This window comes from Streptomyces sp. NPDC047917, assembly GCF_043204345.1.
In the GTDB taxonomy this organism is placed as follows: Bacteria; Actinomycetota; Actinomycetes; order Streptomycetales; family Streptomycetaceae; genus Streptomyces; species Streptomyces sanglieri.
Window position 1 is genome coordinate 141,082 of the sequence record NZ_JBIDCA010000015.1, and the last position, 25,813, is coordinate 166,894.

18 protein-coding genes and 1 riboswitch are annotated in these 25,813 nt (G+C 72.7%); of the genes, 6 read left to right on the top strand and 12 right to left on the bottom strand.

What is annotated here, in order from left to right; genetic code table 11:
- The first annotated feature begins 24 nt into the window (after positions 1–24).
- Positions 25–189: riboswitch (cyclic di-AMP (ydaO/yuaA leader) on the top strand.
- Positions 188–1,345, top strand: coding sequence for an NlpC/P60 family protein (locus tag ACGF8B_RS33190; RefSeq protein ID WP_392745814.1), 1,158 nt, complete (start codon positions 188–190; stop codon positions 1,343–1,345). (Overlaps the previous riboswitch by 2 nt.)
- A 51-nt stretch (positions 1,346–1,396) precedes the next feature.
- On the opposite strand, the gene ACGF8B_RS33195 is transcribed toward ACGF8B_RS33190, so the two are convergent.
- Positions 1,397–1,750, bottom strand: a complete 354-nt coding sequence (locus tag ACGF8B_RS33195) for a hypothetical protein (protein ID WP_392745816.1) — start codon at positions 1,748–1,750, stop codon at positions 1,397–1,399.
- 311 nt (positions 1,751–2,061) lie between these two features.
- Here ACGF8B_RS33195 and ACGF8B_RS33200 point away from each other — a divergent pair, with 311 nt between their 5' ends.
- Together ACGF8B_RS33200 and ACGF8B_RS33205 are read left to right on the top strand one after the other, a co-directional pair.
- Positions 2,062–3,123, top strand: coding sequence for an NlpC/P60 family protein (locus ACGF8B_RS33200; RefSeq protein WP_392745817.1), 1,062 nt, complete (start codon positions 2,062–2,064; stop codon positions 3,121–3,123).
- Positions 3,124–3,286: 163 nt separating this feature from the next.
- Positions 3,287–4,048, top strand: a complete 762-nt coding sequence (locus ACGF8B_RS33205) for a GNAT family N-acetyltransferase (RefSeq protein WP_392745819.1) — start codon at positions 3,287–3,289, stop codon at positions 4,046–4,048.
- Positions 4,049–4,083: 35 nt separating this feature from the next.
- Here ACGF8B_RS33205 and ACGF8B_RS33210 read toward each other — a convergent pair whose 3' ends face one another.
- Together ACGF8B_RS33210 and ACGF8B_RS33215 are read right to left on the bottom strand one after the other, a co-directional pair.
- Complete coding sequence (locus tag ACGF8B_RS33210; protein ID WP_392745820.1) at positions 4,084–4,779, bottom strand: LuxR C-terminal-related transcriptional regulator; 696 nt, start codon at positions 4,777–4,779, stop codon at positions 4,084–4,086.
- Positions 4,763–6,061 (bottom strand): PspC domain-containing protein, encoded by a 1,299-nt coding sequence (locus ACGF8B_RS33215; RefSeq protein ID WP_392745821.1) that lies wholly within the window; start codon positions 6,059–6,061, stop codon positions 4,763–4,765. Before ACGF8B_RS33215 ends, ACGF8B_RS33210 begins: the two co-directional genes overlap by 17 nt.
- Positions 6,062–6,230: 169 nt before the next feature.
- Between ACGF8B_RS33215 and ACGF8B_RS33220 the strand changes: the two genes are divergently transcribed.
- Positions 6,231–7,571 carry a PspC domain-containing protein gene (locus ACGF8B_RS33220; RefSeq protein ID WP_392745822.1) on the top strand — a complete coding sequence of 447 codons (1,341 nt, stop codon included), beginning with the start codon at positions 6,231–6,233 and terminating at the stop codon, positions 7,569–7,571.
- A 156-nt stretch (positions 7,572–7,727) separates the two neighbouring features.
- On the opposite strand, the gene ACGF8B_RS33225 is transcribed toward ACGF8B_RS33220, so the two are convergent.
- The 4 genes from ACGF8B_RS33225 to guaA all read right to left on the bottom strand — a co-directional run bounded on the left by ACGF8B_RS33225 (position 7,728) and on the right by guaA (position 12,469).
- Entirely contained in the window at positions 7,728–8,237 is a 510-nt protein-coding gene (locus tag ACGF8B_RS33225) for a DoxX family protein (protein WP_342285368.1), read from the bottom strand.
- Positions 8,238–8,522: 285 nt separating this feature from the next.
- On the bottom strand, positions 8,523–9,791 hold the full coding sequence (locus ACGF8B_RS33230; RefSeq protein WP_392745824.1) for a hypothetical protein: 1,269 nt from the start codon (positions 9,789–9,791) through the stop codon (positions 8,523–8,525).
- 134 nt (positions 9,792–9,925) lie between these two features.
- A complete protein-coding gene (locus ACGF8B_RS33235) occupies positions 9,926–10,696 on the bottom strand; it encodes a class II aldolase/adducin family protein (protein WP_392745826.1) in 771 nt (256 codons plus the stop codon).
- Positions 10,697–10,873: 177 nt separating this feature from the next.
- Positions 10,874–12,469, bottom strand: coding sequence for a glutamine-hydrolyzing GMP synthase (gene guaA, locus ACGF8B_RS33240; protein WP_392745828.1), 1,596 nt, complete (start codon positions 12,467–12,469; stop codon positions 10,874–10,876).
- Between the two features lie 385 nt (positions 12,470–12,854).
- Between guaA and ACGF8B_RS33245 the strand changes: the two genes are divergently transcribed.
- Both ACGF8B_RS33245 and ACGF8B_RS33250 read left to right on the top strand, forming a co-directional pair.
- Entirely contained in the window at positions 12,855–13,187 is a 333-nt protein-coding gene (locus ACGF8B_RS33245) for a chorismate mutase (RefSeq protein ID WP_392745830.1), read from the top strand.
- A 638-nt stretch (positions 13,188–13,825) separates the two neighbouring features.
- Positions 13,826–14,872 carry an LAETG motif-containing sortase-dependent surface protein gene (locus ACGF8B_RS33250; RefSeq protein ID WP_392745831.1) on the top strand — a complete coding sequence of 349 codons (1,047 nt, stop codon included), beginning with the start codon at positions 13,826–13,828 and terminating at the stop codon, positions 14,870–14,872.
- 74 nt (positions 14,873–14,946) lie between these two features.
- Here the strand turns inward: ACGF8B_RS33250 and ACGF8B_RS33255 are convergent, their stop codons facing one another.
- The 5 genes from ACGF8B_RS33255 to ACGF8B_RS33275 all read right to left on the bottom strand — a co-directional run bounded on the left by ACGF8B_RS33255 (position 14,947) and on the right by ACGF8B_RS33275 (position 25,810).
- Positions 14,947–16,782 (bottom strand): GMC oxidoreductase, encoded by a 1,836-nt coding sequence (locus tag ACGF8B_RS33255; protein WP_392745832.1) that lies wholly within the window; start codon positions 16,780–16,782, stop codon positions 14,947–14,949.
- A gap of 65 nt (positions 16,783–16,847) precedes the next feature.
- Entirely contained in the window at positions 16,848–18,476 is a 1,629-nt protein-coding gene (locus tag ACGF8B_RS33260) for a succinic semialdehyde dehydrogenase (RefSeq protein WP_392745834.1), read from the bottom strand.
- A gap of 150 nt (positions 18,477–18,626) precedes the next feature.
- Positions 18,627–20,309 (bottom strand): protein kinase, encoded by a 1,683-nt coding sequence (locus tag ACGF8B_RS33265; protein ID WP_392745836.1) that lies wholly within the window; start codon positions 20,307–20,309, stop codon positions 18,627–18,629.
- Positions 20,310–20,440: 131 nt separating this feature from the next.
- Complete coding sequence (locus ACGF8B_RS33270) at positions 20,441–23,575, bottom strand: protein kinase (RefSeq protein ID WP_392745837.1); 3,135 nt, start codon at positions 23,573–23,575, stop codon at positions 20,441–20,443.
- 225 nt (positions 23,576–23,800) lie between these two features.
- Entirely contained in the window at positions 23,801–25,810 is a 2,010-nt protein-coding gene (locus ACGF8B_RS33275) for a serine/threonine-protein kinase (protein ID WP_392745839.1), read from the bottom strand.
- Positions 25,811–25,813: the final 3 nt, after the last annotated feature.

Genomic DNA, 25,813 nt, shown 5'->3' on the forward strand with positions numbered 1-25,813 from the left:
CCCCTTGAGGCGAACCACGCCGAGCGGGCGCCCCCGCCGAATCCGGCTGCCCCCGCGGGAGTTCGGAACCGGGGACCCAGACGCAGTACCGGGGTGAATCGATCCTTATCCCCCACTCGGACCGTAGGGCAGCCTTCCGTTCCGCCCGAACCCGACAGCTAACCCGGTAGGCGGTCCACGGAAGGAGATGCCGGCCTTGGCATCCCATCGCAAGCCGCGCACCCGGGTGCGCGCCACCGCACCGGCCGTCGGTCTCACCACGGCGGCCCTGGCGTCGGTGACCCTGCTCTCCACACAGAGCGCGGTGGCCGCGCCCGACCCGAAGCCCGGCGTCGAGGACGTACAGAAGAAGGTCGACGACCTCTACCGGCAGGCGGGCACCGCGACCCAGCGGTACAACCGGGCGAAGGAGGCCTCCACCGCCCAGCGCGCCAAGGTCGACGCCCTGCTGGACGATGTCGCCGAGCGTGCCGACAAGCTCAACGACGCCCGCAGGACGCTCGGCACCTATGCGGCCGCGCAGTACCGCAGCGGCTCCATAGCGCCGAGCGCCACGTTCTTCCTGGCCGACGACCCGCAGTCGTACTTCGACCAGAGCCAGCTGATGGACCGGATGACCAGCCGGCAGCAGCGGGCCATCACGGACTTCCGGACGCAGCAGGCCAAGGCGGCGAAGAAGCGTTCCGAGGCGGTGCGGAGCCTGGAGACGCTGACGACGACGCAGGCCACGCTGCGCACCAGCAAGCAGGACGTGCAGAAGAAGCTGGGTGAGGCGCGCACGCTGCTGTCGAAGCTGACCGCCGAGGAGAAGGCGCGGCTCGCGGAGATCGAGCGCAAGAAGGAGGCGGAGGCGAAGCGCAAGGCCCGGGAGCTGGCGAAGCAGCAGGCCGCCGCGAAGGCCGAGGCGGACCGCAAGGCCGAGGAGGCCGCGAAGGAGTCGGGGGGCGGCAGCGGTACGGGCACCGGGCCCGGGACCGGCTCGGACAGCGGCGCCACCACCAAGGCGGCGAAGGTTCTCGACTTCGCCAGGGCCCAGATCGGCAAGCCCTATGTCTGGGGCGCGACGGGCCCGGCGTCGTACGACTGCTCCGGGCTCACCCAGGCCGCGTGGAAGGCGGCGGGGGTCGACATCCCGCGCACCACGTGGGACCAGGTCAAGATCGGCACCCGGGTGGCCACGGCCGATCTGAAGCCGGGGGACCTCGTCTTCTTCTACGACGACATCAGCCACGTGGGCATCTACAAGGGCGACGGGATGATGATCCACGCCCCGAAGCCCGGGGCGAACGTCCGCGAGGAGTCGATCTACTACATGCCGATCTACGGCAGCGTGCGCCCGGCGTAGCGGGCGCCGACGCGTCGCGCCGCCGCACCGGGCGGCGCGGCGCGGTCGGGATCAGGTCCAGAGCGTGGCGATGAAGATGTTGAGGAGCGTCAGTCCGCCCACCGCCGCGAAGGCGCCCTTGCCGGCCTTCTCCTCGTCCCGCTTGATGTAGACCAGTGCGAGGACGACCACCAGGACCAGCAGCTTGACGCCGATCTTGATGTTGTTGACGTGGTTGCCGTCGGCCTGGTTGAGCCCGACCAGGGCGACACCGGTGACCAGCATGGTCAGCGCGCCGTGCAGCATCGCGGGGACGAACCGGGCCGTGCCCGCGCCCATCGCCTTCATCTGGGTCAGGAAACCGCCCAGCAGGGAGGCGATCCCGATGATGTGCAGGGCGACGAAGACATGAATGAGTACGTCCATGAGGCCGCAGCCTAGCCCCGGCCATATCACCCCTCGGCAGGCAGGTGTGCCTTCCTGGTCACTTCACTCGTGTCTGTACCAATTGCCTGACTCTGGTGCAATTTTTCCGATCGCTCGACGACAATGCCACGCCAAATTCAGGCAATAAGCGTCATTACGACTCCTGCCCGTGCCCCGGGATTAGCGTCGCTGGCAGTCGACCGGCTCACCTCCGCTCCGAAGCGGACGGCGCACCGGCCGCCCCGCCGAGAGTTCCGGCGGGCCCGCCGGTAGCCCCCGGCGGGCAGTCGTCAGGAAGGACGCACGCCCTCGTGGCAGCGCATCGAAAACCCAAGCAGCGCTTGTACACCGGCCCTGCTGCCCGCACCGCGGCGACCCTCGCCCTCACCGGGGCCGCCACCGCCGCCGTACTGCCCGGCCCGGCGCACGCCGATCCGCAGCGCACCCCCGCCCAGGTCAAGGCCGAGGTCGACCGGCTGTACCACGACGCGGAGGTCGCCACCGAGCGGTACAACGGCGCGAAGGAGAAGGCGGACGCCGCCGAGGACGCCCTCGACGACCTGCGCGACGAGGCAGCCCGCAGGACCGAGCGCCTCAACACCGCGCGCGACGCCCTGGGTTCGTTCGCCGCGGCGCAGTACCGCGCCGGCGGCCTCTCCACCTCCGTTCAGCTGGCGCTCTCCTCCGACCCGGACCAGTACCTGGAGCGGGCGTCGTACGCGGACCGGATCGGCGACCGCCAGGCCGCCGCGCTGGGCAAGGTCCGGCGGCAGGTCGCCCAGATCGCCACACTGCGCTCGCAGGCCAAGGACGAGCTGGCCGCGCTGACCTCCCGCCGGGCCGAGCTGAAGAAGCACCGGGCGACGATCACCGCCAAGCTCGCCGACGCGCGGCGGCTGCTCGACCGGCTGACCCCGCCCGAGCGCACCGCCTACGAGAACACCGATCACGGTTCGGCCACCGGCACGCCCCCGGCCGCCCGTGCCGGCCGGAGCACCGCGCGCGGCGCCGTCCGGGCACCGAACGCCCGCGCCGCCGACGCCGTCGCCTTCGCGTACGGGGCGCTCGGCAAGCCGTACGTCTGGGGCGCCACCGGCCCCTCCTCGTTCGACTGCTCCGGGCTCACCCAGGCCGCCTGGCGGGCCGCCGGAGTATCGCTCCCCCGGACCACGTACACCCAGATCAACGCCGGCCGGCGCGTCTCGCGCTCCGAACTCGCGCCGGGCGACCTGGTGTTCTTCTACTCCGGCATCAGCCATGTCGGGCTGTACATCGGCAACGGACAGATGATCCACGCCCCGCGCACCGGGTCACCGGTCCGGATCGCGCCGATCGACCAAATGCCCTTCGCCGGGGCCGCCCGGGTGGCATAGGCTCCCGTCTCCGATCCGGTGCGACCCGTCGGACAGACCCTTCGGATCAGCCCGTCGTCGGGATCAGCCCGTCGTCGGAACCCGCCATCGGAGCAACCGCCTTCGGGCCGGACCGTCCTCGGCCCGGCCCACCGTCGCCCAACCGGCCGGAGGACAACCCCGTATGCCCATGGACACCGATGTCCAGACCCATGCCCGTACGCTCGCCCTGCGTTCCCCGGACCACCTCCGGGTCGGGCCCTTCACGGTGCGCTACAACCCCGACTGGTCCATCAAGTACGCCAATTACGCGATACCCGACCAGGACGCGGAGCCGACGCCGGCCGATCTCGACGCGCTGGTCGCGGCGTTCCGCGAGCACGACCGGCTGCCCCGGCTGGAGTTCCTGCCCGGCTCGGCGCCCGCGGTCGAACCCGCGCTGCTCGCCGCCGGGTTCACCGTGGAGAACCGGGCCCCGGTCATGGCCTGTTCACCGGACGACCTGCTGACGCCGAAGCAGGTGGAGTCCCTCACGATCGCCGAACCGGCCACCGACGCGGAGTTCGACGCCGCCGCGCTCGTCCAGCACCACGGCTACGGCGGGACCGGTGAGCCCGAGGGCGGTGAGGCGGTCTGGCTGCGGACCGCGGCCGAGGGCGGCGGGGTCGCGGCCCTCGCCACCGTCGACGGCGTACCGGCGGGCGCGGGCGGCTGCTCGGTCCCCGTCGACGGCCTCACCGAACTGGCCGGTCTCGCCGTCGCCGACGCCTACCGCCGCCGCGGCATCGGCGCCGCGCTCTCCGCCCACCTCACCGCGACCGCCTTCGGGCGCGGCTGCCGGGTGGTGTGGCTGGAGCCGGGCGACGCCGATGTGGAGCGGATCTACGCGGGCATCGGCTACCGCAGGATCGGCGAGAAGCTGAACATCTCGCTCGACCCCGCCTGAGAGCGCCGGCCCGTCGGCTCGGAGCAGCCGCCGGCTCAGACCAGCCGTCGCGCGGTGGCCCACCGGGTCAGCTCGTGGCGGTTGGAGAGCTGGAGCTTGCGCAGCACCGCCGAGACGTGCGACTCGACGGTCTTCACCGAGATGAACAGCTGCTTGGCGATCTCCTTGTAGGCGTAGCCGCGGGCGATCAGCCGCAGCACCTCGCGCTCGCGCTGGGTGAGGCGGTCCAGGTCCTCGTCGACCGGCGGCGCGTCCGTGGAGGCGAAGGCGTCGAGGACGAAGCCGGCCAGCCGGGGCGAGAACACCGCGTCGCCGTCCTGGACCCGGAAGACCGAATCGACCAGGTCGGCGCCCGTGATGGTCTTGGTGACATAGCCGCGGGCGCCGCCGCGGATGACGCCGATGACGTCCTCGGCGGCGTCCGACACGGACAGCGCCAGGAACCGCACCGGGTTCTCGACGGCCCCCATCAGCGGGGCGCAGCGGCGCAGCACCTCGACGCCGCCGCCGACGGGCAGGTGCACGTCGAGCAGGACGACCTCGGGGCGGGTCGCCGTGATGACGGTGACCGCCTGGTCGACGTCGGCGGCCTCGCCGACCACCTCGACGCCGGTCTCCTCGGTGCGGCCGATCTCGGCCTGGACGCCGGTGCGGAACATCCGGTGGTCGTCGACGAGCACGACCCGTACCCGGCGCTCCGGGCCCCCGGTCGCCTCAGTGGTCTTGGTCATCGCTCGCCCTCTCCATCTCCAGCTCGACTTCCGTGCCCCCGCCGGGCACCGAACGCAGCCGCGCCGTGCCGCCGTTGCGCTGCATCCGGCCGATGATCGATTCTCGTACGCCCATTCTGTCCCCCGGTACGGAGTCCAGGTCGAATCCCGGACCCCGGTCGCGCACCGAGACGAAGACCGTGCGGCCCTCGACCTCGGCGTAGACCTGCACGGCGCCGCCCTCGCCACCGTACTTGGCGGCGTTGACCATCGCCTCGCGTGCGGCCTGCATCTGCGCGGCCAGCTTCTCGTCCAGCGGGCAGTCGCCCACGACGACCACCTCCAGCGGGACGCCGTGCTTGTCCTCGACCTCTGCGGCGGCGCGCTTGACCGCTTCGGCGAGGGTCGCGGGCTCGTCGTCCTCGTCCTTGCCGGTGCCCTCGGGGTTGTACAGCCAGTTGCGCAGTTCGCGTTCCTGGGCCCGGGCGAGCCTGCGGACCTCGCCGGAGTCCTCCGCGTTGCGCTGGATCAGGGTGAGGGTGTGCAGCACCGAGTCGTGGACGTGGGCGGCCACCTCGGCGCGCTCCTGGGCGCGGATGCGCATCAGGCGTTCCTCGGAGAGGTCCTGGGTCATGCGTACGAGGTAGGGGCCCGCCAGCAGCGCGATGCCGGTGAGGACGGCTATGGCCGCGGTCAGTACGTTCCCGAGCTGGGCGGCGGAGCCGCGTACCACCATGAAGACGGCCAGGCCCAGGCCGACCAGGGCGACCCCGGCGAGCCCCCGGACCAGGTGCAGGACCCGGCGGCGGCTGCCGACCTCCATCCAGCGGGCGCGCCGGGCGTTGTCGGCCTGCCGCCACACCAGTACGGAACCGGCACCGATCAGCAGGGTGGGCCAGATGTAGCGGTTGGCCCCGCTGCCCATGTCGACGTTGCCGACGAAGATCATGGCGCCGAAGACCAGCGCGATCAGGGCGAAGATCTGGCCCCGGTCGGGTTTGCGGAGCCGGCGGCTGCCGTCCGGGGCGGTCTCGAAGACCGAGCGGGGCGGCTCGACGCCGCCGACGCCGAGCGGGACGACGATCCAGAACACGGCGTAGAGCAGCGCGCCGAGGCCGTCCGCGAAGAACAGTCCGAGGAAGACGAACCGCACCCAGACGACGGGCAGCCCGAGATGTCCGGCGAGCCCGCGCGCGACGCCGCCCAGCAGCCGTCCGTCGGCGCTGCGGTAGAGCCTGCGCAGCGGCGGCTCCTCCGGGGCGGGGTTGCGGGAGCTGGCGGCTCGGGTCGTGGCGGCTGGCATGCCCCGATCGTCACATGTCCGTACGGGTGACGGCATCAGGGTCGGCCCCCGAATCGACCCTGAGAGCCCGGTACCGGGGTGGGCCCCAGGGGTGCGGCCGGCCAATATCAGGGATCGGCCAGGGTCGGCGCGGGTCCCGGACGGGCTCCGGGGCAGTCACCATGGAGCCATGACCGTTCCCCAGGACGCCTCCCCCGGTGTCGCTCCGCCCCCCGAACCGGCGCCGCTGCTGCGGCGCAGTCCGCAGCACAAGGTCGTGGCCGGGGTGTGCGGCGGGCTCGGGCGGTACTGCGACGTCGATCCGGTGATCTTCCGGATCGTGCTCGGTGTGCTGTCCGTGACCGGTGGCATCGGGCTGATCTTCTACGGCTTCGCCTGGCTGCTGGTTCCCGTGGACGGCGAGGAGGAGAACGAGGCGCGCAGGCTGCTGTCCGGCCGGGTGGAGGGGGCGTCGCTGATCGCGGTGCTGCTCGCGCTGATCGGCTGTGGTCTCTTCCTGTCGATGCTCGGCAACGGCGGCACGCTGGCGTTCTCCGCGATGCTGTCGCTCGCGGTCGTCGGCTTCGCCGTGTGGACGCAAGCCCGCAGGACCGCGGCGCCCGAGGACCCGCTGCATCCGGCGACCGCCCAGGCGGTGGCGGACGCGCCCCCCGAGGTGAAGGCGCCGCCGACGCCGGGCAGCCCGTCGTGGTGGCGGGACCCGATCGTCAAGGACGGCACCTCCGGTCCGGTGGGCGCCGGCTATCTGTGGGGTCCGGTCGATGCCGTGCTCCCGGGCCGGACGGAGCGCCCGGCGGGAGCGGCCCCGAACCCGCTGCGCCGCCCGCCCCGACGGGAGCCCGGCACCAGGGGCCCGACCTCGATCGGCGGTGTCGTCTTCCTGTTCGCGCTGATCGCGGGCGGTCTGGGGACCGGGTTGAGCTGGGAGTCGCAGCCGCTCGGTACGAGTCTGCAGTACGGCCTGGCCGGTGCACTCGCGGTGTTCGGCCTGGGCATGCTGGTCAGCGCGTTCCTGGGGCGGACCGGGTTCGGCACGGTCATGCTGTCGATGGTCACGGCCGTCCTGCTGGCGTGCGCCTCCGCGCTGCCCAAGGACATCTCCACGCAGTGGGTGCGCGAGGGGTGGCGCCCCGCATCGGTGGCCGCCGTCCAGCCGCACTACCAGCTGGGCACCGGGGTCGCCAGGCTGGACCTCACCGGGATCAGGGTCCCCCGGGGCGACACCCTCAGGACCGGGGTGGGTGTCGGGGCCGGCCGTGTGGTGGTGGTCGTGCCGAAGGAGGTGACGGTGAAGGTGGACGCGAGGTCGGGGTTCGGCGACATCACGCTGCCGGTCAGCCGGCCCGGCGAGGCCCCGGCCGCCGAGGAGCCGGCCGAGGTGGACATCAGAGCGTCGCAGAACGAGCACCGGACGCTGCCGCCGTCCCCGGGCAGCAGACCGGCGGGCACGGTCGAGCTCACTCTCGAAGTCGGTGTCGGACAGGTGGAGGTCACCCGTGCTGCGTCATGAGATCCGTCCGGGACGTGCGGTGGCGGGAGTCGTCATGCTCGCGCTGGCGGCGGGATACGCGGCGGACGCCGCGGGGGTCTGGGACGCCCCGTGGGTCTTCTTCTTCCCGCTGTTCTTCGGCGGCCTCTGGCTGGCCGCCACCGCGACCTGGGTGAACTACCGGATCCGTCGCCGCCGGGACGCCAGGAGGGCGTCCGCGGAGAATGCCGCGGCCCCGCCGAGCAGCAGCGGCAGCCAGGCCATGAGGTAGATCAGGTCGTTGCCGAAGTAGTACGGGGAGACCTGCCAGCTCACGGTCAGCCACAGGCTCAGCGAGATCAGTGCCCCGCCGAGCGCGGCGAGCCGTGCCCACAGCCCGACGAGGGTGCCGAGGCCGACGAGGAGTTCGCCGATGGCGATGGCGTACCCGAAGGCGCCGGGGCTCTTCAGCGCGAGGTCGACGAGGGCCGGGATCGCGGACGAGTCGCGGACCGCGTGCATGGTCTCGCCGATGGAACCGGCGCCGCTCGCCCTGAAGAAGCCGCTGTCCGTGAGCTTGTCGAGCCCGGCGTAGACGAACGTGACGCCGAGGAAGATCCGCAGGGGCAACAGGGCGTGCTCCCGCGCCAGGTCCCCGAGCCCCTTCGACTCCCCGAGACCGCGTACGTTCATCCCGTATCCCTGCATGTGGCTGCCCCACCTTCCGTAGACCCGTCACCTGACGATACGTAGGCGGGTGCCGGGCTGCTCAACCGGTGGGTCCTCCGGCCGGATTCCGCCGCCCGCCCGCGGGTCGCGGGGCCGGGGTTCGCAGGGGGCGTGGAGGTCGCAGGGGGGCCTGAGGGTCGCAGGGGGCCTGGGGGTCGCAGGGGGCGTGGAGGTCGCAGGGGGGCCTGAGGGGCGCAGGGGGCCTGGGGGTCGCAGGGGGCGTGGAGGTCGCAGGGGGGCCTGAGGGTCGCAGGGGGCCTGGGGTCAGTCCGTCACATCGATCTCGAAGCGGTTCGTCTCCACTCCGGCGGCGGTCACCACCTGCACCTGCACCAGCCCCGGTTCGACCTCCACCGGCACCGGCACGGTCAGCACGCCGTCCGTCGGGTTGGCGAAGCCGCCGGTGACCGGGATCAGCGGCACGTGCACATGGACCCGGCCGATCCGGACGACCAGCCGGGCCAGCCGCTCCGGAGTCCCGGCGCCGGGCGGCACGAAGCCCGCGCCGCGGATCTCGATGTCGTCGCCGGTGCGGACCGGCGCGTCCAGGTCCCCGGCCTCGCGGGCCCGGACCACCGAGAGGATCACCGGGCGCCCGCCCTCCGCGTACTTCCCGGCGAAGTAGGCGAGCGCCGAGACGGTGACCAGCAGCGCCAGGCCCCAGGGCAGGTCCGGCAGCTGTTCGGGCCGGCGGGCGAGGCGGACCGCGGCGAACAGCACGGCGACGGTGCTCACCAGCACGTACTGCACGTCCGTGAAGCTGCCCCGGCCCGAGTCGTCGGTGAGCAGGTCGGCGGCGCGCGGCCGGACGGCCCGAAGCTTCTGGAGCCGCCCGGACAGCGTGCGTACGGTCACCACCCGGCGTACGACGACGGCGACGGCGCAGACCAGCGCGAGCACGGTCACCACCCCGGCGCCCCGGGCCAGGTCCAGCCCCTCGATCAGCTCGTCCCGCTCGGCATGGCCGGAGGCGCCGGCCAGCTGGAGCGCCAGCACGAGGACGGAGAAGGCCGCGAGCAGCACCCAGGAGGCGGCGACCGCCCGGGAGGTGGAGAGCCGGTGGTCCTCGCCGATCAGCGGGGCGAGCAGGCCGCCCCGGGCGCGGTGGACATGGGCGGCACCGGTCAGCAGGCCCGCGGTGACGAGTCCGGCGACCAGCCCGGCCGTCCGGGCGTTGGTCCAGCCCGCTCCGATGGCGGTGACGGACTCGCCGATGACCAGCAGGGCGACGGCCGCCCACACCGCGATCAGGGTGCGCCGCCAGACCCGGTACAGCCAGGCCTCGCCCGCCTCCCGGCCCCGTTCGGCGACGGTCCTGGCGGACTGGGTCAGCTCGTCCGAGACCCACTGGCGGGTCGCCGAGGCGGACTGCGCGACCCCGGGCGGCAGCCCCTGCCCGGCGGCGAGTTCGTCCCGCTTGGCCAGGAACGCGCCCACCGCGCGCCGGTGGCCCTCGCGCGCCCCGTGCGGGCAGTCGCCGCACGTGCAGCCCCCGCCGTGCGTACTGCCCGCCCTCGCCTCGTCCAACGCCACTGGGAACGCCGCCCTTTCAAGCCCCGGTACAGCCAACTCGGCTGTGATTGCTGCGAATTGTGCCGTACAAAGGGGCTCGGGACCGCATCGGGGCGGTCCGTGGGCGCGGATCGCCGGAATGTGCGAAGGAATCGTCAGTAGGTGCGGCTGATCCGGCGCCAAAGCGGCTGGTAGTTGATCCAGGCCACCAGGTCGCTGCCCAGCTGTTCGCGGGTGGCGAGCGCGTCCGGGTGCTCGATCGGCACCGGCTTCCCGGCCGACCGCGCGGCCAGCTGCACCTGGCAGGAGCGCTCCAGGGCGATGAACCACCAGGCGGCCGCGTCCACCGAGTCACCGACGGTCAGCAGCCCGTGGTTGCGCAGCACGATCGCCTTGTGGCCGGCGAGCGCGGCGGCGATCCGGCGCCCCTCGTCCTCGTCCACGACGACCCCGGTGTAGGCGTCGTACAGCACGTGGTCCTCGTAGAAGGCACAGGATTCCTGGGTGATCGGCTCGATGAGCTCGCCGAGCGCGGACAGGGCCCGCCCGTGCAGGGAGTGGGTGTGGGCGACGGCGACGACGTCCGGGCGGGCCCGGTGCACCTGCGCGTGGACGGCGAACGCCGCCTGGTTGACGTGGTGGCGCCCTTCGACGACCTGGCCCTCGCCGTTGACCAGGATCAGTTCGTCCGGCGCCAGTCCGGCGAACGGGGCCCCGAAGGGGTTGACCCAGAAGCAGTCGGCGAATTCCGGGTCGCGTGCGGTGATGTGGCCGGAGACACCGTCCTCGTACCCCAGCTCACCGAACAGCCGGAGCGCCCCGGCCAGCCGTTCCTTGCGGTGCGCCCGCTCGTCGGCCACGGACTCGTGGACGGGCGGCAGCGCGAAGTGGAGCTGGTCCACGGGTATGGGTGTGGGCTCGGACATGGCGGCTCCTCGGGGCTCCCAGGGCGTACGGGATCGGAAGTTACCGCCGGTTGCCGCAAGTGGCCAGGGGTGCGGAGGGCCGGGCGCGGTGCCCTGCCGGTACGACGATGCCGCCGCTCGGCGGGCGAGCGGCGGCATCGGTGTGGACCCGGGGTCAGGCGGGGCCCGACGGGAGGGTCACTCCCACTCGATGGTGCCCGGCGGCTTGCTCGTCACGTCGAGCACGACGCGGTTGACGTCGGCCACCTCGTTGGTGATGCGGGTCGAGATCCGGGCGAGGGTCTCGTAGGGCAGGCGCGACCAGTCGGCCGTCATGGCGTCCTCGGAGGAGACGGGACGGAGCACGATGGGGTGGCCGTAGGTGCGGCCGTCGCCCTGGACGCCGACCGAGCGGACATCGGCGAGCAGGACCACCGGGCACTGCCAGATGTCACGGTCCAGGCCGGCCGCGGTCAGCTCCTCGCGGGCGATGGCGTCGGCCTCGCGGAGCAGGTCGAGCCGCTCCTTGGTGACCTCGCCGACGATCCGGATGCCGAGGCCGGGGCCGGGGAACGGCTGGCGCTGGACGATCTCCTCGGGCAGGCCGAGCTCCTGGCCGACCATCCGGACCTCGTCCTTGAACAGCTGGCGCAGCGGCTCGACGAGCGAGAACTCGATGTCCTCGGGGAGGCCGCCCACGTTGTGGTGCGACTTGATGTTGGCGGTGCCGGTCCCGCCGCCGGACTCGACGACGTCCGGGTAGAGCGTGCCCTGGACGAGGAAGGCGACTTCCTCGCCGTCCGCGGCGCCCTCGGCGATGATCTCGGCCTGGGCCTGCTCGAAGACCCGGATGAACTCGCGGCCGATGATCTTCCGCTTCTGCTCGGGGTCGGAGACCCCGGCCAGCGCGGTCAGGAACCGCTCCTCGGCGTCGACGACCTTCAGCTGGACGCCGGTGGCGGCCACGAAGTCCTTCTCGACCTGCTCGGTCTCGCCCTTGCGCATCAGACCGTGGTCGACGTACACGCAGGTCAGCTGGGATCCGATGGCCTTCTGCACGAGGGCCGCGGCGACCGCCGAGTCCACCCCGCCGGACAGGCCGCAGATGGCGCGCTTGGTGCCGACCTGCTCACGGATCAGCGCGATCTGCTCCTCGACCACATTGGTCGTGGTCCAGGTCGGCTCGATGCCGGCGCCGCGGTAGAGGAAGTGCTCCAGGACCTGCTGTCCGTGCGTGGAGTGCAGGACCTCGGGGTGGTACTGGACGCCGTAGAGCTTCTTCTCGTCGTTCTCGAAGGCGGCGACCGGTACGACGTCGGTGGACGCGGTGACGGTGAAGCCCTCGGGGGCGGCGGAGCAGGCGTCGCCGTGCGACATCCAGACCGACTGCTCGGCGGGCGTGCCCTCGAAGAGCGTGGAGCCGGTCTTGGAGACGGTGAGCGGGGTACGGCCGTACTCACGGGCACCGTTGTCGTCGACGGTGCCGCCGAGCGTGGTGGCCATCAGCTGGAAGCCGTAGCACATGCCGAAGACCGGGACTCCGGCCTCGAACAGCGCACGGTCGAGGGACGGGGCGTCCTCGGCGTACACCGAGGAGGGCCCGCCGGACAGGATGATCGCCCGGGGGTTCTTGGCCAGCATCTCGGCCACCGGCATGGTGGACGGGACGATCTCGCTGTAGACCCGGGCCTCACGGACGCGTCGGGCGATGAGCTGGGCGTACTGCGCGCCGAAGTCGACAACGAGGACCACGTCGGTGGTGGTGTCGGGGGCGGCGGGGGGTGCTGCTGGCACGGGCGGCCTTCCGGCGGTGAAAGGGGGTCTGTTTTGTCGATTCTACCGGGGTTGCGGAGTCCGCCGTCGTCCCGCCCGTGCGGGGGCGCGGGCTCCGCCGTCGTCCCGCCCGTGCGGGGCGCGGGGTCCGCCGTCCCCGGATACGGCGTCTCAGCATCCGGGCGCCCGGTTGGTCCGCCCGCGGCGGCCGGGCCATACTGGTTCCATGCTTCAGCACACGACCTTCGTCTTTACCTATGGCATCCGGCCCGCCGGCTGCCATGGTCGTGCTGCTTGATCCCACCGACAAGCAACGTTCCAGGCGCCCCGGGCCGAAAGGCCCGGGGCGCCTTGGCGTTACGGACCGGTCGGCCTCGGGGACCACACACCACGAGGAGTCACCACCATGACCAGCACCGCCCCCGCGAAGACCGCCCCGGCGAAGACCGGCGCTGAGAAGACCGCCGCCGAGAAGACCGGCGCGCACACCGAGGAGGCTGCCGCGCTGATCGACGACGCGCGGGCCCGGATCGACACCCTCGACGACCGGATCATCGGGCTCGTCCAGGAGCGGATGGCCGTCTCGGCGGTCATCCAGGAGGCCCGGATCACCTCCGGCGGCCGCCGGATCAGCCTCTCCCGCGAGATGGAGATCCTCGGCTCGTACCGGGACGCGCTGGGCAGGCGCGGCACCTCCCTCGCCATGACGCTGCTGGAGCTGTGCCGCGGCCGGGCGTGACACCCCGGGGGCCGGGGGTACTCCGGCGTATCCCAGTTCGGGCCGACTCTCACCCGTACGGCGCGTGACCGGGTCCGGCGCGGCTTCGTTGGTCCCGGTGTCCGTGCCAGCCAGGGGCGGCTCCGGAAAGAAACCACGTGTGGCTCCGCTGGTGCGTGTGGCGTACCTCAGGTACGCCGTGGGACCGCGCCCCGGCGTGCGTGACCGGTCGGCAGGGGACAGCAGCCCGGTCACTCCAGGAAACGGCCGGCTTCGGGGACGCCCGGGGCCGGCCGTTTCCGTTGGGATCCGGGTTGGCCCGGGTGGATCCGGGTGGATCCGGGTGAATCCGGCCGGGATCCGGGTGGAGTCCCCGTGGAGTCCGGTCGAAGCGGCCCGCGCGACGCGGGCCGTGTCCCGGCGCAGACGTGACGAGGACCCCGCCGGCCGGCTCCCGGTCCGCGGGGGCCCTTTCCCTGCTCCGGACCGCCCTCCGAGTGAGGGGCGTCACATGGATGTTCCATGAGCATCCGGACAACCATTGCGGCAGACCGCAGGTCAACCATGCGGAACCACCGGCCCCGGTCGTGCCGCCGCGCGACGGGCCCGTCCCGAAACCCGTATCGCCCATCGCGGTGCGCCGGACTCCTGAGGTCACCATGAAGCTTCGCCGAGCCCTGGCGCTCGCCGCCGCCGCGGCAGTCATGACCCCGGCCGCCGTCCTGGCCACCCCCGCCGCGTTCGCCGTGACGACGGACGGGACCGCTGCCGCCGATACCACCGCCTCGCCCTCGCCGAGCGGCTCCGGAACGCCGGAGACCGAGCCGGCCCCGGCCGCTTCCGGGTCCGCGTCCACGCCTGCCGAGGACTCCGCCGGGGAAACCGGGGAGCCCGGTCCTGCCGAGCCCCCCGGGGATGCCGAGGGCTCCGCTCCCGCGCCGGCCGAGACCCCCGGAGCGACCCCAGGCGGTCCGGCGAGCGGCTCGGCGAGCGCCTCGGCGTCCGCGTCCGCCTCCCCTTCGGAGTCCGAGGACCCGGAGGAGCCGGCGCGGTGCGCCCAGTCCGACCTGGACGTCTCCGTCGACGGCCTGCCCGGACGGATCGCCCGGGGCAGCGGCTGGCACACGTTCAGGATGAACGTCTACAACTCCTCGAAGTCCGCCGTGAAGGAGGTCGACTACTTCGCGGGCGCCTCCTCCGACAAGGAGGGCAACGACCTCTTCCGCTCGAAGCGGGTCAGCCTCCAGGCCCTCGATCCGGAGACCGGCACATGGGTGGAGCTCAGCGAGGACGGCCGCGCGGTCGGTTATGTCGGCCGGTCCGACGAGGTCCCCGCGGGCTACGAGGTCGACATCGCGCTGCGCGTCAATGTGCGGCCGACCGCCCCCGTCGGCGCCGGCTTCACGCTCGGTGCCGGTCTGTACGTGGGCGACAAGGACTGCGCCGGCGTCAGCGACATCGCGTACAGGTTCGAGATCGTGAAGTCCGGCGACAGCGGCTCGACGCCGCAGACCGGTGGCAGCGCCCCGGTCCCGGCCGCGAAGCCGGCCGACAACCCGGCGGGCAGGGTCTCCGGCAGCCTCGCGGAGACCGGTTCGTCCTCCGCGCTCCCGGTGTTCGCCACCGCGGGCGGCGCGGCCATGATGCTCGGCGCCGGCGCGATGTTCATCGTGCGGCGCCGCAGGAACGGTGATGCCGGCGCGTGACGCGTCCGGCTCGCCGTGACATGGAGGGGCTGCGCTCGGAGGGGGGTGCAGCCCCTTTCTGCCGTCCCGATCGGCTAGGACTCCCGCGGCTTCTTCGGCGGGACGGCCGGCATCCCGAGGAACGGCAGCTTCAGCGCGCCGAACGCCTCCTTCGGCACGGCCGGTGACCGCGGCTCGACGGCGGCCAGCCGCTCGTACGCCTCGCCCTGCACCGGACGCGGGTCCGCCTCGCCCTTGTTGGGCCACAGCGACATGGCGCGCTCGGCCTGTGCGGTGATGGTGAGCGACGGGTTGACGCCGAGGTTCGCGGAGACCGCCGAACCGTCGACCACCGAGATGCCAGGGTGTCCGTAGAGCCGGTGGTACGGGTCGATCACCCCGTCGTCGGCGGTGGCACCGATGGGGCAGCCGCCCAGGAAGTGCGCGGTGAGCGGGGTGCCCATCAGCTCGCCCACGTTCGAACCCGCGAAGCCGTTGATCTCCTCGGCGAGCAGTGTGGCGCTGCGCGTCGCCGCCTCGATCTGGGTCGGGTTGGGGGCGCCGTGCCCCTGCCGGGCGGTGAGCAGGCCCTTCCCCACGCCGCCCGGTTTGCGGTACGTCGTCAGGGAGTTGTCGAGCGACTGCATGACCAGCCCGATGATGGTCCGCTCCGACCAGCGGCGGTTGGAGAGCGACCGGGCCGCGAGCGTGGGGTGCTTGACCAGTTCGAGCAGCCACCTGCGCACCCGGTGCGCGCCGTACGGCACCTGGAGGACGGTCAGCGCGCCCATCGAGTTGGAGCCCTTGCCGTACCGGACCGGTTCGATGTGGGTGTTCTCGTCCGGGTGGATCGAGGAGGTGATGGCGACGCCCCGGGTGAAGTCGGCCCGCGCGGTCCCGTGCTTCTTCCGGTAGCGCCGGTCACTGGTCTGCGAGCCGACCAGGCCCTCGGAGTTGGTACGGGTCAGCTCACCGAGCCGGGACGAGATCCGGGGCAGCAGGCCGGTGTCCTTCATCCGGTGCAGCAGTGTCTGGGTGCCGTACGTGCCCGCGGCGACGACGACCTCGCGGGCGGTGAACGTGCGGCCCTTGCCCTTCTTCCGGTTGTCGGTGGGCAGGGTCTTGACCGCGTAGCCGCCCCGGGAGTCCTCGGTGACCGCGACGACCGAGGTCATCGGGTGGATGACCGCGCCCGCCCTCTGAGCGAGGTGGAGGTAGTTCTCGTTGAGGGTGTTCTTCGCGCCGTGGCGGCAGCCGGTCATGCATTCGCCGCACTCGGTGCATGCCTTGCGGGAGGGCCCCGCCCCGCCGAAGAACGGGTCCGGAATCTCGCCGCCCGGCCGGACCCTCGCCGTGCCGTCGCCGTCCTCGCCGTCCCCGAAGAAGACACCGACCGGCGCCATGTGGAACGTGTCGCCGATGCCCATGGCCTGCGCGGTCGCCTTCAGGTGGACGTCCGACGGGGTCATGGTCGGGTTCAGCCGGACCCCCAGCATCCGCTTGGCCTGGTCGTAGTACGGGCCCAGCTCCTCGCGCCAGTCGGTGATGTCCTTCCACTGCGGGTCGTCGAAGAACGGCGCGAGCGGCTCGTACAGGGTGTTGGCGTAGTTCAGCGAACCGCCACCGACTCCCGCGCCCGCCAGCACCATGACGTTGCCCAGCAGGTGGATGCGCTGGATGCCGTACAGACCGAGCGTCGGGGCCCACAGGAAGTTCTTCAGATCCCAGGAATTCCTGGGCAGTTCGGACCGGGTGAAGCGGCGGCCCGCCTCCAGCACCCCGACCCGGTACCCCTTCTCGGTCAGCCGCAGCGCCGACACCGCACCGCCGAAGCCCGAGCCGACCACGAGTACGTCGTAGTCGTAGGCGGCGTCGTCGTCGGTCCTCTCCGGGGCAACGGGCCGATTCTGGGCAGGGCTGTCCTGGGACATGGCTCTCCTCGGTGCGAAACGGGCGGAAAGTACTGCGGTACCGGGAGGTGCCGCGGCAGCCGGTGTCAGCGCAGGCGGAACGCCTTCATCGCCTTGAGGCTGACGCTCATGAACGCCGCGTACTTCTCGTCGTCCATCCCGAAGGACGGGGCGAGCGGGATCAGCCGCTGCTGGGCGACGGTCTGTGCCTCGGTGTACTTGAGGATGCCCTCGGAGCCGTGCCGGCGGCCGAGACCGGAGTCCTTCATGCCGCCCATCGGGGACTGCACGCTGCCGTACGCGGGGGCGTACCCCTCGTTGATGTTGACCGTGCCGGTGCGCAGCCGGGCGGCGACCCGGTGGCCGCGCCCGGAGTCCTTGGTCCAGACGCTGGAGTTCAGGCCGTACGGGGTGGCGTTGGCGAGGTCCACGACCTCGTCCTCGTCGGTGAAGCGGTAGACGGAGACGACCGGGCCGAAGGTCTCCTCGCCGCACACCGCCATCGGTGCCTCGACGCCGTCGAGGATGGTCGGCTCGTAGAACAGCGGGCCGATGTCGGGTCGGGCGACGCCGCCCGCGACGAGCCTGGCGCCCTTCTCCACGGCCTCCGCGACATGCCGGGTGACGGTCTCCAGCTGGCGCTCGCCGACCAGGGAGCCCATGTCGGCGCCGTAGGCGAGCGAGTTGCCGAGCCGCATGGCCTTCGTACGGGCCGCGAAACGGGCCACGAAGTCGTCGGCGATCGACTCGTGGACGTACAGCCGCTCGATGGAGATGCAGAGCTGGCCGGCGGAGGAGAAGCAGGCGCGGACGGCGCCCGCGGCGGCCTTCTCCACGTCGGCGTCCTTCAGGACCAGCATGGCGTTCTTGCCGCCGAGCTCCAGCGAGACGCCGACGAGCCGGGCCGCCGCGCCCTGCGCGACCTCGCGGCCAGTGCGGGTGGAGCCGGTGAACGAGACGTAGTCGGCGTGCTTGACGACCTCGGGGCCGACGACCGGGCCCTCGCCGAGGACGATCTGGAAGACCTCGGCGGGCAGTCCGGCCTCGATCAGCAGGTCACGGGCCCACAGCGCGGTCAGCGCGGTCTCCGTGTCGGGCTTCATCACGACGGCGTTGCCGGAGACGAACGCAGGCAGCGCGTCGCCCACGGACAGCTCGAACGGGTAGTTCCACGGCGCGATCTGGCCGATGACGCCACGCGGCTGGCGCAGCTCGGTGACCTTGGTGAGGGTCGGTACGACCCCGGTGTGCCGCTTCGGCTTCAGGTACGCGCCGGCCTTGCGCCCGTAGTGGCGGGCCGCGACGGCGACGGCCTGCACCTCCTCGTGGGCGTGCAGCCGGGCCTTGCCGGTCTCCAGCTGGATGAGGTCGAGCACCTCGGCCTGGCGGCTGAGCACCAGGTCGTGGAAGCGGAGCAGTACGGCGGCCCTGGCGCGGACGGGGGTCGCGGCCCAGGCGGGCTGGGCGGCGCGGGCCCGCTCGAAGGCGCCCGCCACGTCCTCGGGGGTGGACTCCGGCAGGTCGGCCAGCTTCTCCCCGGTGAAGGGGGTGTGGTTGGCCGTACGGCCCGAGCCGGCCACGCCCCGGGTCAGCTGGGCGACCACCTCGGGTGTCACCACATCGGCGGCGGTGCGTACGCCCGCGGGGGCGGCGGCCACCGGGTTGGTGCCGACCGGGGCTGCGGAGGTGGATGTGGAGGCCTGCGAGTCCGTCATGAGGGCGAGAGTACGTCCAGCCGCACACTTTGGGTACCCGTGGGTAACGGGTTTTCACAGTCCCCACAAACGAGCCAGCGATCACTGGCAACAAAGCCCCTGATCAGGAGCCCTGCCGTCCCGGCGGGGTCCGGCAGGGCCCCGGCCGGCTCAGCCGGAGCTGTTTGGCGGACGCCATCCGCGCAGCATCGTGTCGAACTGTGCCCGGGTCGTGTCCCAGTCCTCCGCCGGGCCCGTCATGTACAGCGCGTACTCGGGACCGCCGTCCTCGCCGAAGTACATCTGGTCGATGGCGTGGCGCGGACCCGGATGGTCCTTGGTCTCGGTCCAGGTGAACTCCCAGAGCGAACCCGGCCGGTCCCGGTACGTGTTGGAGTGCAGGGTCTTGCGCTCGTAGCCGGGCAGCCGTTTGGCGAGCTGGGGCTCCAGGCTCGTCACCATGTGCATGTACGGGTTCTCGAAGTCGGGCGCCGGGTCGATGCTGATCCGGATGTAGTGCACGCCGTTGTCCGGGGTGTAGTCGATCTGGTTGCCGTCCGCCCGGCGCTCCCAGCCCTCGGGCACGGTCAGGCTGAAGCCCTCGGGGTCGTCCACCCGCTTCCAGCCGTCGGGCACGTCCTTCACCGGCTTGTCGGGCTTGGCCGAGGGCGAGGGCGAGGTGGACCGGGAGGTGGAGGTGGGGGGCTTCTCGGGGGCGACGCCCGCGTGGGTGCCCTTGTCGCCGCCCCGGGTGGTGTCGTCCGACCCGTCCCCCAGCTTCATCGCGGCGAGTCCCGCGCCGCCGCCGACCAGCGCCGCGGCCGCGATGACCAGGACCACGGTGCGCCAGCGGCTGCGGCTGCGGCGGGGCGCCGGGGCCGGGGCCGGGGCCGGTGCGGGGGGCATCGGGTGGGGCAGTTGGGTGGTTCCGGGCGCGGCGGGGCCGTCCGGGGCCAGCGAGCGCAGGACCTCGTCGGGAACGCTCTGCGTCGGCACGAACGCCTGGGCGGCCACGGGCGCGCGGCCCTCCATGGCGTCCAGCAGCATCCGTTCGGTCTCCGCGGCCGACGGGCGCTCGTCCGGCTCCTTGCGGAGCAGCGCGGTGATGACGGGGGCCAGCGGGCCCGCCCGTCCGGGCGGCGGGGGCTCATCGGCGACGACGGCCTGCATGGTGGAGATCGGGGACGTGCGGCGGAACGGCGAGCGGCCCTCGACCGCGGTGTAGAGCGTCGCGCCGAGCGACCACAGGTCGGAGGCCGGTCCCGGGTCGCCGCCGCGTACCCGCTCGGGCGCCAGGTAGTCGATGGAGCCGACCAGTTCACCGGTCCTGGTGATGGTCGAGTCGCCCTCGATGGCCGCGATCCCGAAGTCGGTGAGCAGCACCTGGCCGTCCTTGGCGAGGAGCACGTTGCCGGGCTTCACGTCACGGTGCAGGACCCCCGCCGCGTGGGCGGCGCGCAGGGCGCTCAGCACGTGGAGGCCGATCCTGGCGGCCTCGCGCGGCTCGATCTCGCCGGATTCCTTGGCGGCGTCGGCGAGGGAGGGGCCGTCGACGTACTGCATGACGATCCAGGGCCGGTTGTCGTACTCGATCACGTCGTGCACGGTGACCACGCCCGGATGGGTGATCCGGGCGGCCGCGCGGGCCTCCTTCTGTGTGCGGGCGTGCAGCACGATCCGGTCCGCCTCCGCGACGTACAGACCGGCGGTCAACTCCTTGACCGCGACCGTGCGGTGCAGCACCTCGTCGTGGGCGCGCCAGACCTTGCCCATGCCGCCGCGCCCGAGAACCTCGCCCAGCCGGTACCTGCCGGCCAGCACCAGTCCCGCGTCCGTGCCCTGTGATCGATCCACGTAATCCCCGCCCCGTTCCTCAGGTGCCAGATTACGGAGGGGATGCACGGCCACGGAACCTCGCACCGCTCACGAGACCGCACTGTGATGCTTGTCGCTCCGGCTTCGCCCGGGAGTTGTACGGAGAGGGTTCAGTGCGTCACGCGATAGGAGGCGACGGCTTGTTCGTAGATGTCCGACACCTTGTCGCGTCGGTTCTCCGGGCCGATGACCTGGATGACGTGGTAGCGGCCCTCGACGATCATCACCAGATTGCGGGCGTACACCTCGCGTCCCGACGCGTCCTGCCAGGTGAACTGCCCCTCCGCCATGGCCTGTCGCCCGACGTCGATCCGGCGCAGCCCGCTCGACCCCGACCAGCTGGAGTCGCGGAACGGCTGCAACTCCAGCTCCTTGCCCGCCTGGTAGGCCAGCGGGTCGTCGCCGTTGGCCTTGACGGTGTCGCGGCCCGGGACGATCAGCAGGCTGAAGCCGTCGCTGCCGTAGCGGATCTGACGGTCCGCGTTGGCGGGGCTGCGCTGCCAGCCCTTGGCCACACCGACTTCGAAGCCCTCCTTGTCCTTGCGCAGGGTGTAGCCGGGGGCGAGCGCGACCGCGGAGCGGCTGGTCTGCGGCTGCTGGGAGGTGGGCGACCCGGAGGAGTCCTGACCGCCGGAGTCCCCCGTGCCGGGGTCCGGCGAGCCGGAGGCCGAGGACGCCGGGCCCGTGGAGCCGCTGCCCGGTTCGTCGTCCGACCCGGGCATGAACATCACGGCGTACGCGACGGCCGCGGCGAGGGCCAGCAGGATCAGCACCAGGAGCAGCCGTCCGAGCCGCCGCGGTGCCCGTCCTCCGCCCTCATGGGGGCGGGGCGGGGTGCGCAGCACCTTGGGGCCCTTGGGCTCACGCGGCGGCCTGGGGGGCCGCTCCGCCCTGGGCCGGTCGAACCTGTCCGGCCCGTCGAGCGCGCCCGGCCTGTCGAGCCCGTCCTGCCGGCCGTATCCGTCCTGCCGGTCTGGGGCGGTCCGCGGGTCGGGGCTGTCCTGACGGCCGGACCTGCTCTGCCGGTCGGGCTTGCTCTTGGTGTGGCGGTGGCGGCCGTGGGTCGCGTTGCGCCCGCGGCGCCTGCGGACCAGCTCGCCGCGACGGCGCACGATGGGGAGCCGTGCGGTGTCGGCGGACGGCAGGGGTACGACGTCCAGACCGGCCTCGGGCTCGGGCGCCGAGCGCACCAGGGAGCGCAGCCAGCCGCTCAGCTCCTCGAAGTCCGGCCGCTCGGTGGGGTCCTGACGCAGCAGGGACTCGACGACGGGGCGCAGCGGACCGCACTCCTCGGCGAAGGCGGGCGGCTCCCCGCACACCATCTGGACGAGCTCGGCCGCGTTCTCCTCGGGGTAGGGGGCGTGGCCCTGGACGGCGCGGTAGAGCAGCGCCCCCAGCGCCCAGAGGTCGGTGGCGGGTCCGATCGGCGGCGCCAGGCGCCAGTTCTCGTGGACGGGGCCGGCCTGCTCGGGCGCCCAGCGCTCGGTGACCGCTCCGACCACGGCGATCCGGGTCTGCCGGGCGCGCTCGGCGGCCAGCGGGGTGGCGGGGCCCCGGTAGACGGAGTCCGTACGGCCGCTCCCGGCCACCTCGTCCCAGCCGCCCGGCTGCTGCGGCGGGGCCGTCCGGTGCGCGGGCAGTGCCGGGGAGTCGCCGTGGCGCCGGGCGTCGGCGCGCAGGGCGTCCTCGCCGGAGCCCCCGGCGGGAACGGGGCGGCCGGAACCGGGACCGTCGCTCCAGGACCCGGTGAGGTGCAGCCGCCGAGGGGGCGGGTAGCCGTCGTCGTCTTCGTCGATGTCGTGGGGGCCGGGTGCGTACGGGTCGTCGGCGTACCGGTCCTTGCTGTACGGGTCGTCGGTGGCGCGGCCCCGGGGGGCGGCGGGCCCGGAACGGCTGTCGTCCGGGTCCGACGGACCGTCCGGGTCCGGCAAGTCCGGCAGGCCCGTGTCCTGCGGCCGTGCGGAGCGCTGGACCGGCAGGCTTCCGGTGTCCCCCGCGTCGCCCGCCTCGGCACGCCGCCGGTCCTCGCTGACGCGTGCGGCGGCTCGGGCGCCCTCACGGTAGGCGACGATCGCTCCGGCGCGCCCGGCCCGCGACTGCGCGGCATCTCCCGTGCCGCCGCGGGGGACGTCGCCGGCGCGGGAAGCGTCGTCGGCACGGTCGCTCTCGTCGTACGGATCGCCGTCGCCGTGCGAGGCGTCACCGTGCGAGGCGTCGCTGTCGCACGAGGCGTCGCTGTGCGAGGCGTCGCCGTACGGGTCGCTGTCGTACGAGGCATCGCCATACGGGGCGTCACCGTGCGAGGCGTCACCGTGCGAGGCGTCGCTGTCGTACGAGGCGTCGCCGTGCGAGGCGTCGCCGTACGGGTCGCTGTCGTACGAGGCATCGCCGTCATCGGTGGGCGGGGCGCCGGCCGGTCGACCCGTCTCGATGGCCGCCGGGCCGCGTGAGGCCGGGACCTCGGACGGAAGGGGCGGAAGAGGCGGAAGGGGCGGCGCGAACACGCCCGCGGAGCCCGTACCGAGCGCCGGCCGGCCGAACCCGGCCTCGTGTCCGCCGTCCTCGTACCCGTGGTCACGCTCGATCTCGTACCCGCCGCGGCCCTCGTATCCGTAGCCGTCCTCGTCCCCGTTCTCGTCCTCGTCCTCGTCGAGCTGCGGTGTCGTCACATAGCCGCAGAGCGCCTCCTCGGCCGCCCCGGCCGCCAGGCCGGTCAGCACGACGCGGCCGTCGTCGCAGATCAGCACCGTGCGGACGGTGATGTTGCGGTGGGTCCAGCCGTGGGCGTGCAGTACTCGCAGCGCGGTCAGCACGTCGGAGCCGATCTCGGCGGCCCGGAAGGGGTTGAGCGGGCGTTCCGCGAGCAGGGAGGCGAGCGGGCGCGCCGCGACCAGTTCGCTCACGATCCAGAGCGATCCCGCCTCGGCGAACACGTCGAAGACCTGGTCGAGTCTGGGATGGTCGGGCACCTGGGCCGCTGCCTGCGCCGCTTCCACGGCGCGCCGGACCGCCGGGTCGGCGGGCATCCGCACGGCCCGTCCGGTGGCCCGCCGGAACTCCGGGGCCGGATCCTCGGCGTCGAGCACCTCGGCGTCCACCACCTCGGGCAACGGCACCTGCCGGACCAGGACTTCCTGTCCGCTATAGGTGTCGAACGCCCGGGTCTCGACCGATTCGTACGCATCGTCCGAGGGCAGCGGAAGGCGGTAGCGGTCGGCAAGTACCCGACCCGCATAGTCGTCCACGACGCCTCCCCAGAGCGCGCTGTCCCCCGGCCATGAAAGACCGCATCGATCCGTCAATCGCGGTCACCTACCGTGCAATTGACCCACCGTTCCGGCTGCGTACGGTCTTCAGGCTCTCACGATACGTGGCAAGCGCCGGCCACGCGGCCGGGTCGGCGCATCCCGGCCCCTTCCGCCCACGGATCGGGAGGCGCGCCGGAACATTCAGTCGATGGGCCGGAACGTTCAGTCGATGGGCGTGAACGTGTCGAACGCGGTCTTCCGCATCGTCCGGCACTCCGCGCCGTCCCACTCATCGGTCCCGCAGCTGATCATGATCGCGTAGCCGTGGTTGCCGTCCACCTTGAAGCCCCGGTTGATCACCCGGACCGGCCGGCCCTGCTGGGTGCGCTCGAACTGCCAGTCGGCGACGGTCGGGTAGCCGTTGTACTCGACCTTGTTTATGCCGAGGTGGTGGTAGCCGTTGCTGCTGGCCGCGACGGCGGCCTTCGCGGCGTTCCACGCCGCGGCGGCGTCACCGCCGGGCGAATCGGTGTAGTCGACCTGGATGCGGGGGAAGCCGCCGTCGACGTTGTAGATGGCGCCGGAGTTGATGCCCGACGGCTTGTCGAAGCGGAACTTCTCGGGCATGGCCATCGAGAAGTGGTAACGCTTGTTCGTGACCAGCTTGAATCCGGCGGGCAGGGCGTCCTCGGGCTTGTCGCCCTTCGAACCGCCCGACTCCTTGCCGGTCTTGTCCTTGCCCTTGCCCTCGTCCTGTCCCTGGCCCTGGCCCTGGCTGCCGTTCTGGTCCTGGTCCTTGCCCTTGCCGCTGCCGTTGCCGCTGTCGGTGTCCGCCGAGCCGCCGGTCGCCGTCGATGCCCCGGCCGAGGTGGACTTGTCGCCGCTGCCGCCGCCCTTGCCCGGGTCGTTCTCGTCGCCTCCGCCGAGCGTGAGCGCGAGGACCGTGCCGAGCACGGCGAGCACAATCACCGCCGCGATGATCGCCAGGGTGCGGCGCGGCACCACGTCCGTGATGGACGCGCGGGGCGGAGTGGCCGGGGACGTGGCCGGGCGGGGCGGCGGGGCGGCGACGGAGGCCGTGGCGGTTGCGGTGGACGCGGGCTTGGCCGGCTTGGCGGGGGTGCCCGTTCCGGCCGTCGAGGGGGCGGCCGACGGGGGCGCCGAGGGCGGGGGCGGCGTGGTGGTCGCCGCTGCCGCGACCGCCGGTGCCGCCTTCGCGTTCCGTACCGAGCGCAGTGCGCCGCGCAGCCGGTCCCGGGTGCCCTCGCCCTGCTCCGCGGGCTTGGGCGTCTTCTTGGCGCGGGGTTCGTCGACCTTCCCGGGCAGTGCCATGACCTGGGTGGCGTCGGCGGGCGGCACCACCACCGGGTCCGGCTTCTCGGGAGCGTGGATCACGTCGTTGAGCAGGGCGCGGGCGCCCACCTCGTCGAGCCGCTGCTCGGGGTCCTTGGCGAGCAGGCCGTATATGACCTCCTCCAGCGGACCGGCGTTCTTCGGCGGGTCGAGCGGCTCGGTCATCACCGCGGTCAGGGTGGCGATGGCCGAGCCCTTGTCGTACGGCGGGGAACCCTCGGTGCTGGCGTACAGCAGTCCGCCCAGCGACCAGAGGTCGGCGGGCGGCCCCGGCTTGTGGCCGCGGGCGCGCTCGGGCGAGATGTACGAGGGGGCGCCGACGAGCATGCCCGTGGAGGTGACCGAGGGGTCGCCCTCGACCTGGGCGATGCCGAAGTCGGTGAGCACGACCCGGCCGTCCTCGGCGATCAGCACGTTGGACGGCTTCACATCGCGGTGCAGGATGCCCTCGCGGTGCGCCGAGCGCAGCACGTCGAGGATGGCGAGGCCGACCTCGGCGGCGCGCCTCGGCGTCAGCACGCCGTCCTCACGCACCGCTTCGGCGAGGGACTTGCCCTCGATGAGTTCCATCACGATCCACGGCCGGTCGTCCTCGTCGACCACGTCGTAGACCGTCACCGCGCCGTTGTTGCGGATCCTCGCGATCGCCTTCGCCTCGCGCAGCGTGCGCGTGATGAGGCGGCGCTTCTCGTCCTCGTCGATGGCCGAGGGGAACCGCAGTTCCTTGACCGCGACCGTGCGGCCCAGCGTCTCGTCGACGGCACGCCAGACCGTGCCCATACCGCCCCGGCCGAGCACCTCCCCGAGCCGGTAACGCCCCGCGAGGAGACGCCCCTCCTTGTCCCGTTGGGGCTCCCGTGCCTGCTCCGCCTCCGACATGCG

Coding starts and splice junctions, on each gene's coding strand:
- ACGF8B_RS33190 (WP_392745814.1), top strand. CDS start 188: ATGCCGGCCTTGGCATCCCATCGCAAGCCGCGCACCCGGGTGCGCGCC.
- ACGF8B_RS33195 (WP_392745816.1), bottom strand. CDS start 1,750: ATGGACGTACTCATTCATGTCTTCGTCGCCCTGCACATCATCGGGATC.
- ACGF8B_RS33205 (WP_392745819.1), top strand. CDS start 3,287: ATGCCCATGGACACCGATGTCCAGACCCATGCCCGTACGCTCGCCCTG.
- ACGF8B_RS33210 (WP_392745820.1), bottom strand. CDS start 4,779: ATGACCAAGACCACTGAGGCGACCGGGGGCCCGGAGCGCCGGGTACGG.
- ACGF8B_RS33215 (WP_392745821.1), bottom strand. CDS start 6,061: ATGCCAGCCGCCACGACCCGAGCCGCCAGCTCCCGCAACCCCGCCCCG.
- ACGF8B_RS33220 (WP_392745822.1), top strand. CDS start 6,231: ATGACCGTTCCCCAGGACGCCTCCCCCGGTGTCGCTCCGCCCCCCGAA.
- ACGF8B_RS33225 (WP_342285368.1), bottom strand. CDS start 8,237: ATGCAGGGATACGGGATGAACGTACGCGGTCTCGGGGAGTCGAAGGGG.
- ACGF8B_RS33235 (WP_392745826.1), bottom strand. CDS start 10,696: ATGTCCGAGCCCACACCCATACCCGTGGACCAGCTCCACTTCGCGCTG.
- ACGF8B_RS33245 (WP_392745830.1), top strand. CDS start 12,855: ATGACCAGCACCGCCCCCGCGAAGACCGCCCCGGCGAAGACCGGCGCT.
- ACGF8B_RS33250 (WP_392745831.1), top strand. CDS start 13,826: ATGAAGCTTCGCCGAGCCCTGGCGCTCGCCGCCGCCGCGGCAGTCATG.
- ACGF8B_RS33255 (WP_392745832.1), bottom strand. CDS start 16,782: ATGTCCCAGGACAGCCCTGCCCAGAATCGGCCCGTTGCCCCGGAGAGG.
- ACGF8B_RS33260 (WP_392745834.1), bottom strand. CDS start 18,476: ATGACGGACTCGCAGGCCTCCACATCCACCTCCGCAGCCCCGGTCGGC.
- ACGF8B_RS33275 (WP_392745839.1), bottom strand. CDS start 25,810: ATGTCGGAGGCGGAGCAGGCACGGGAGCCCCAACGGGACAAGGAGGGG.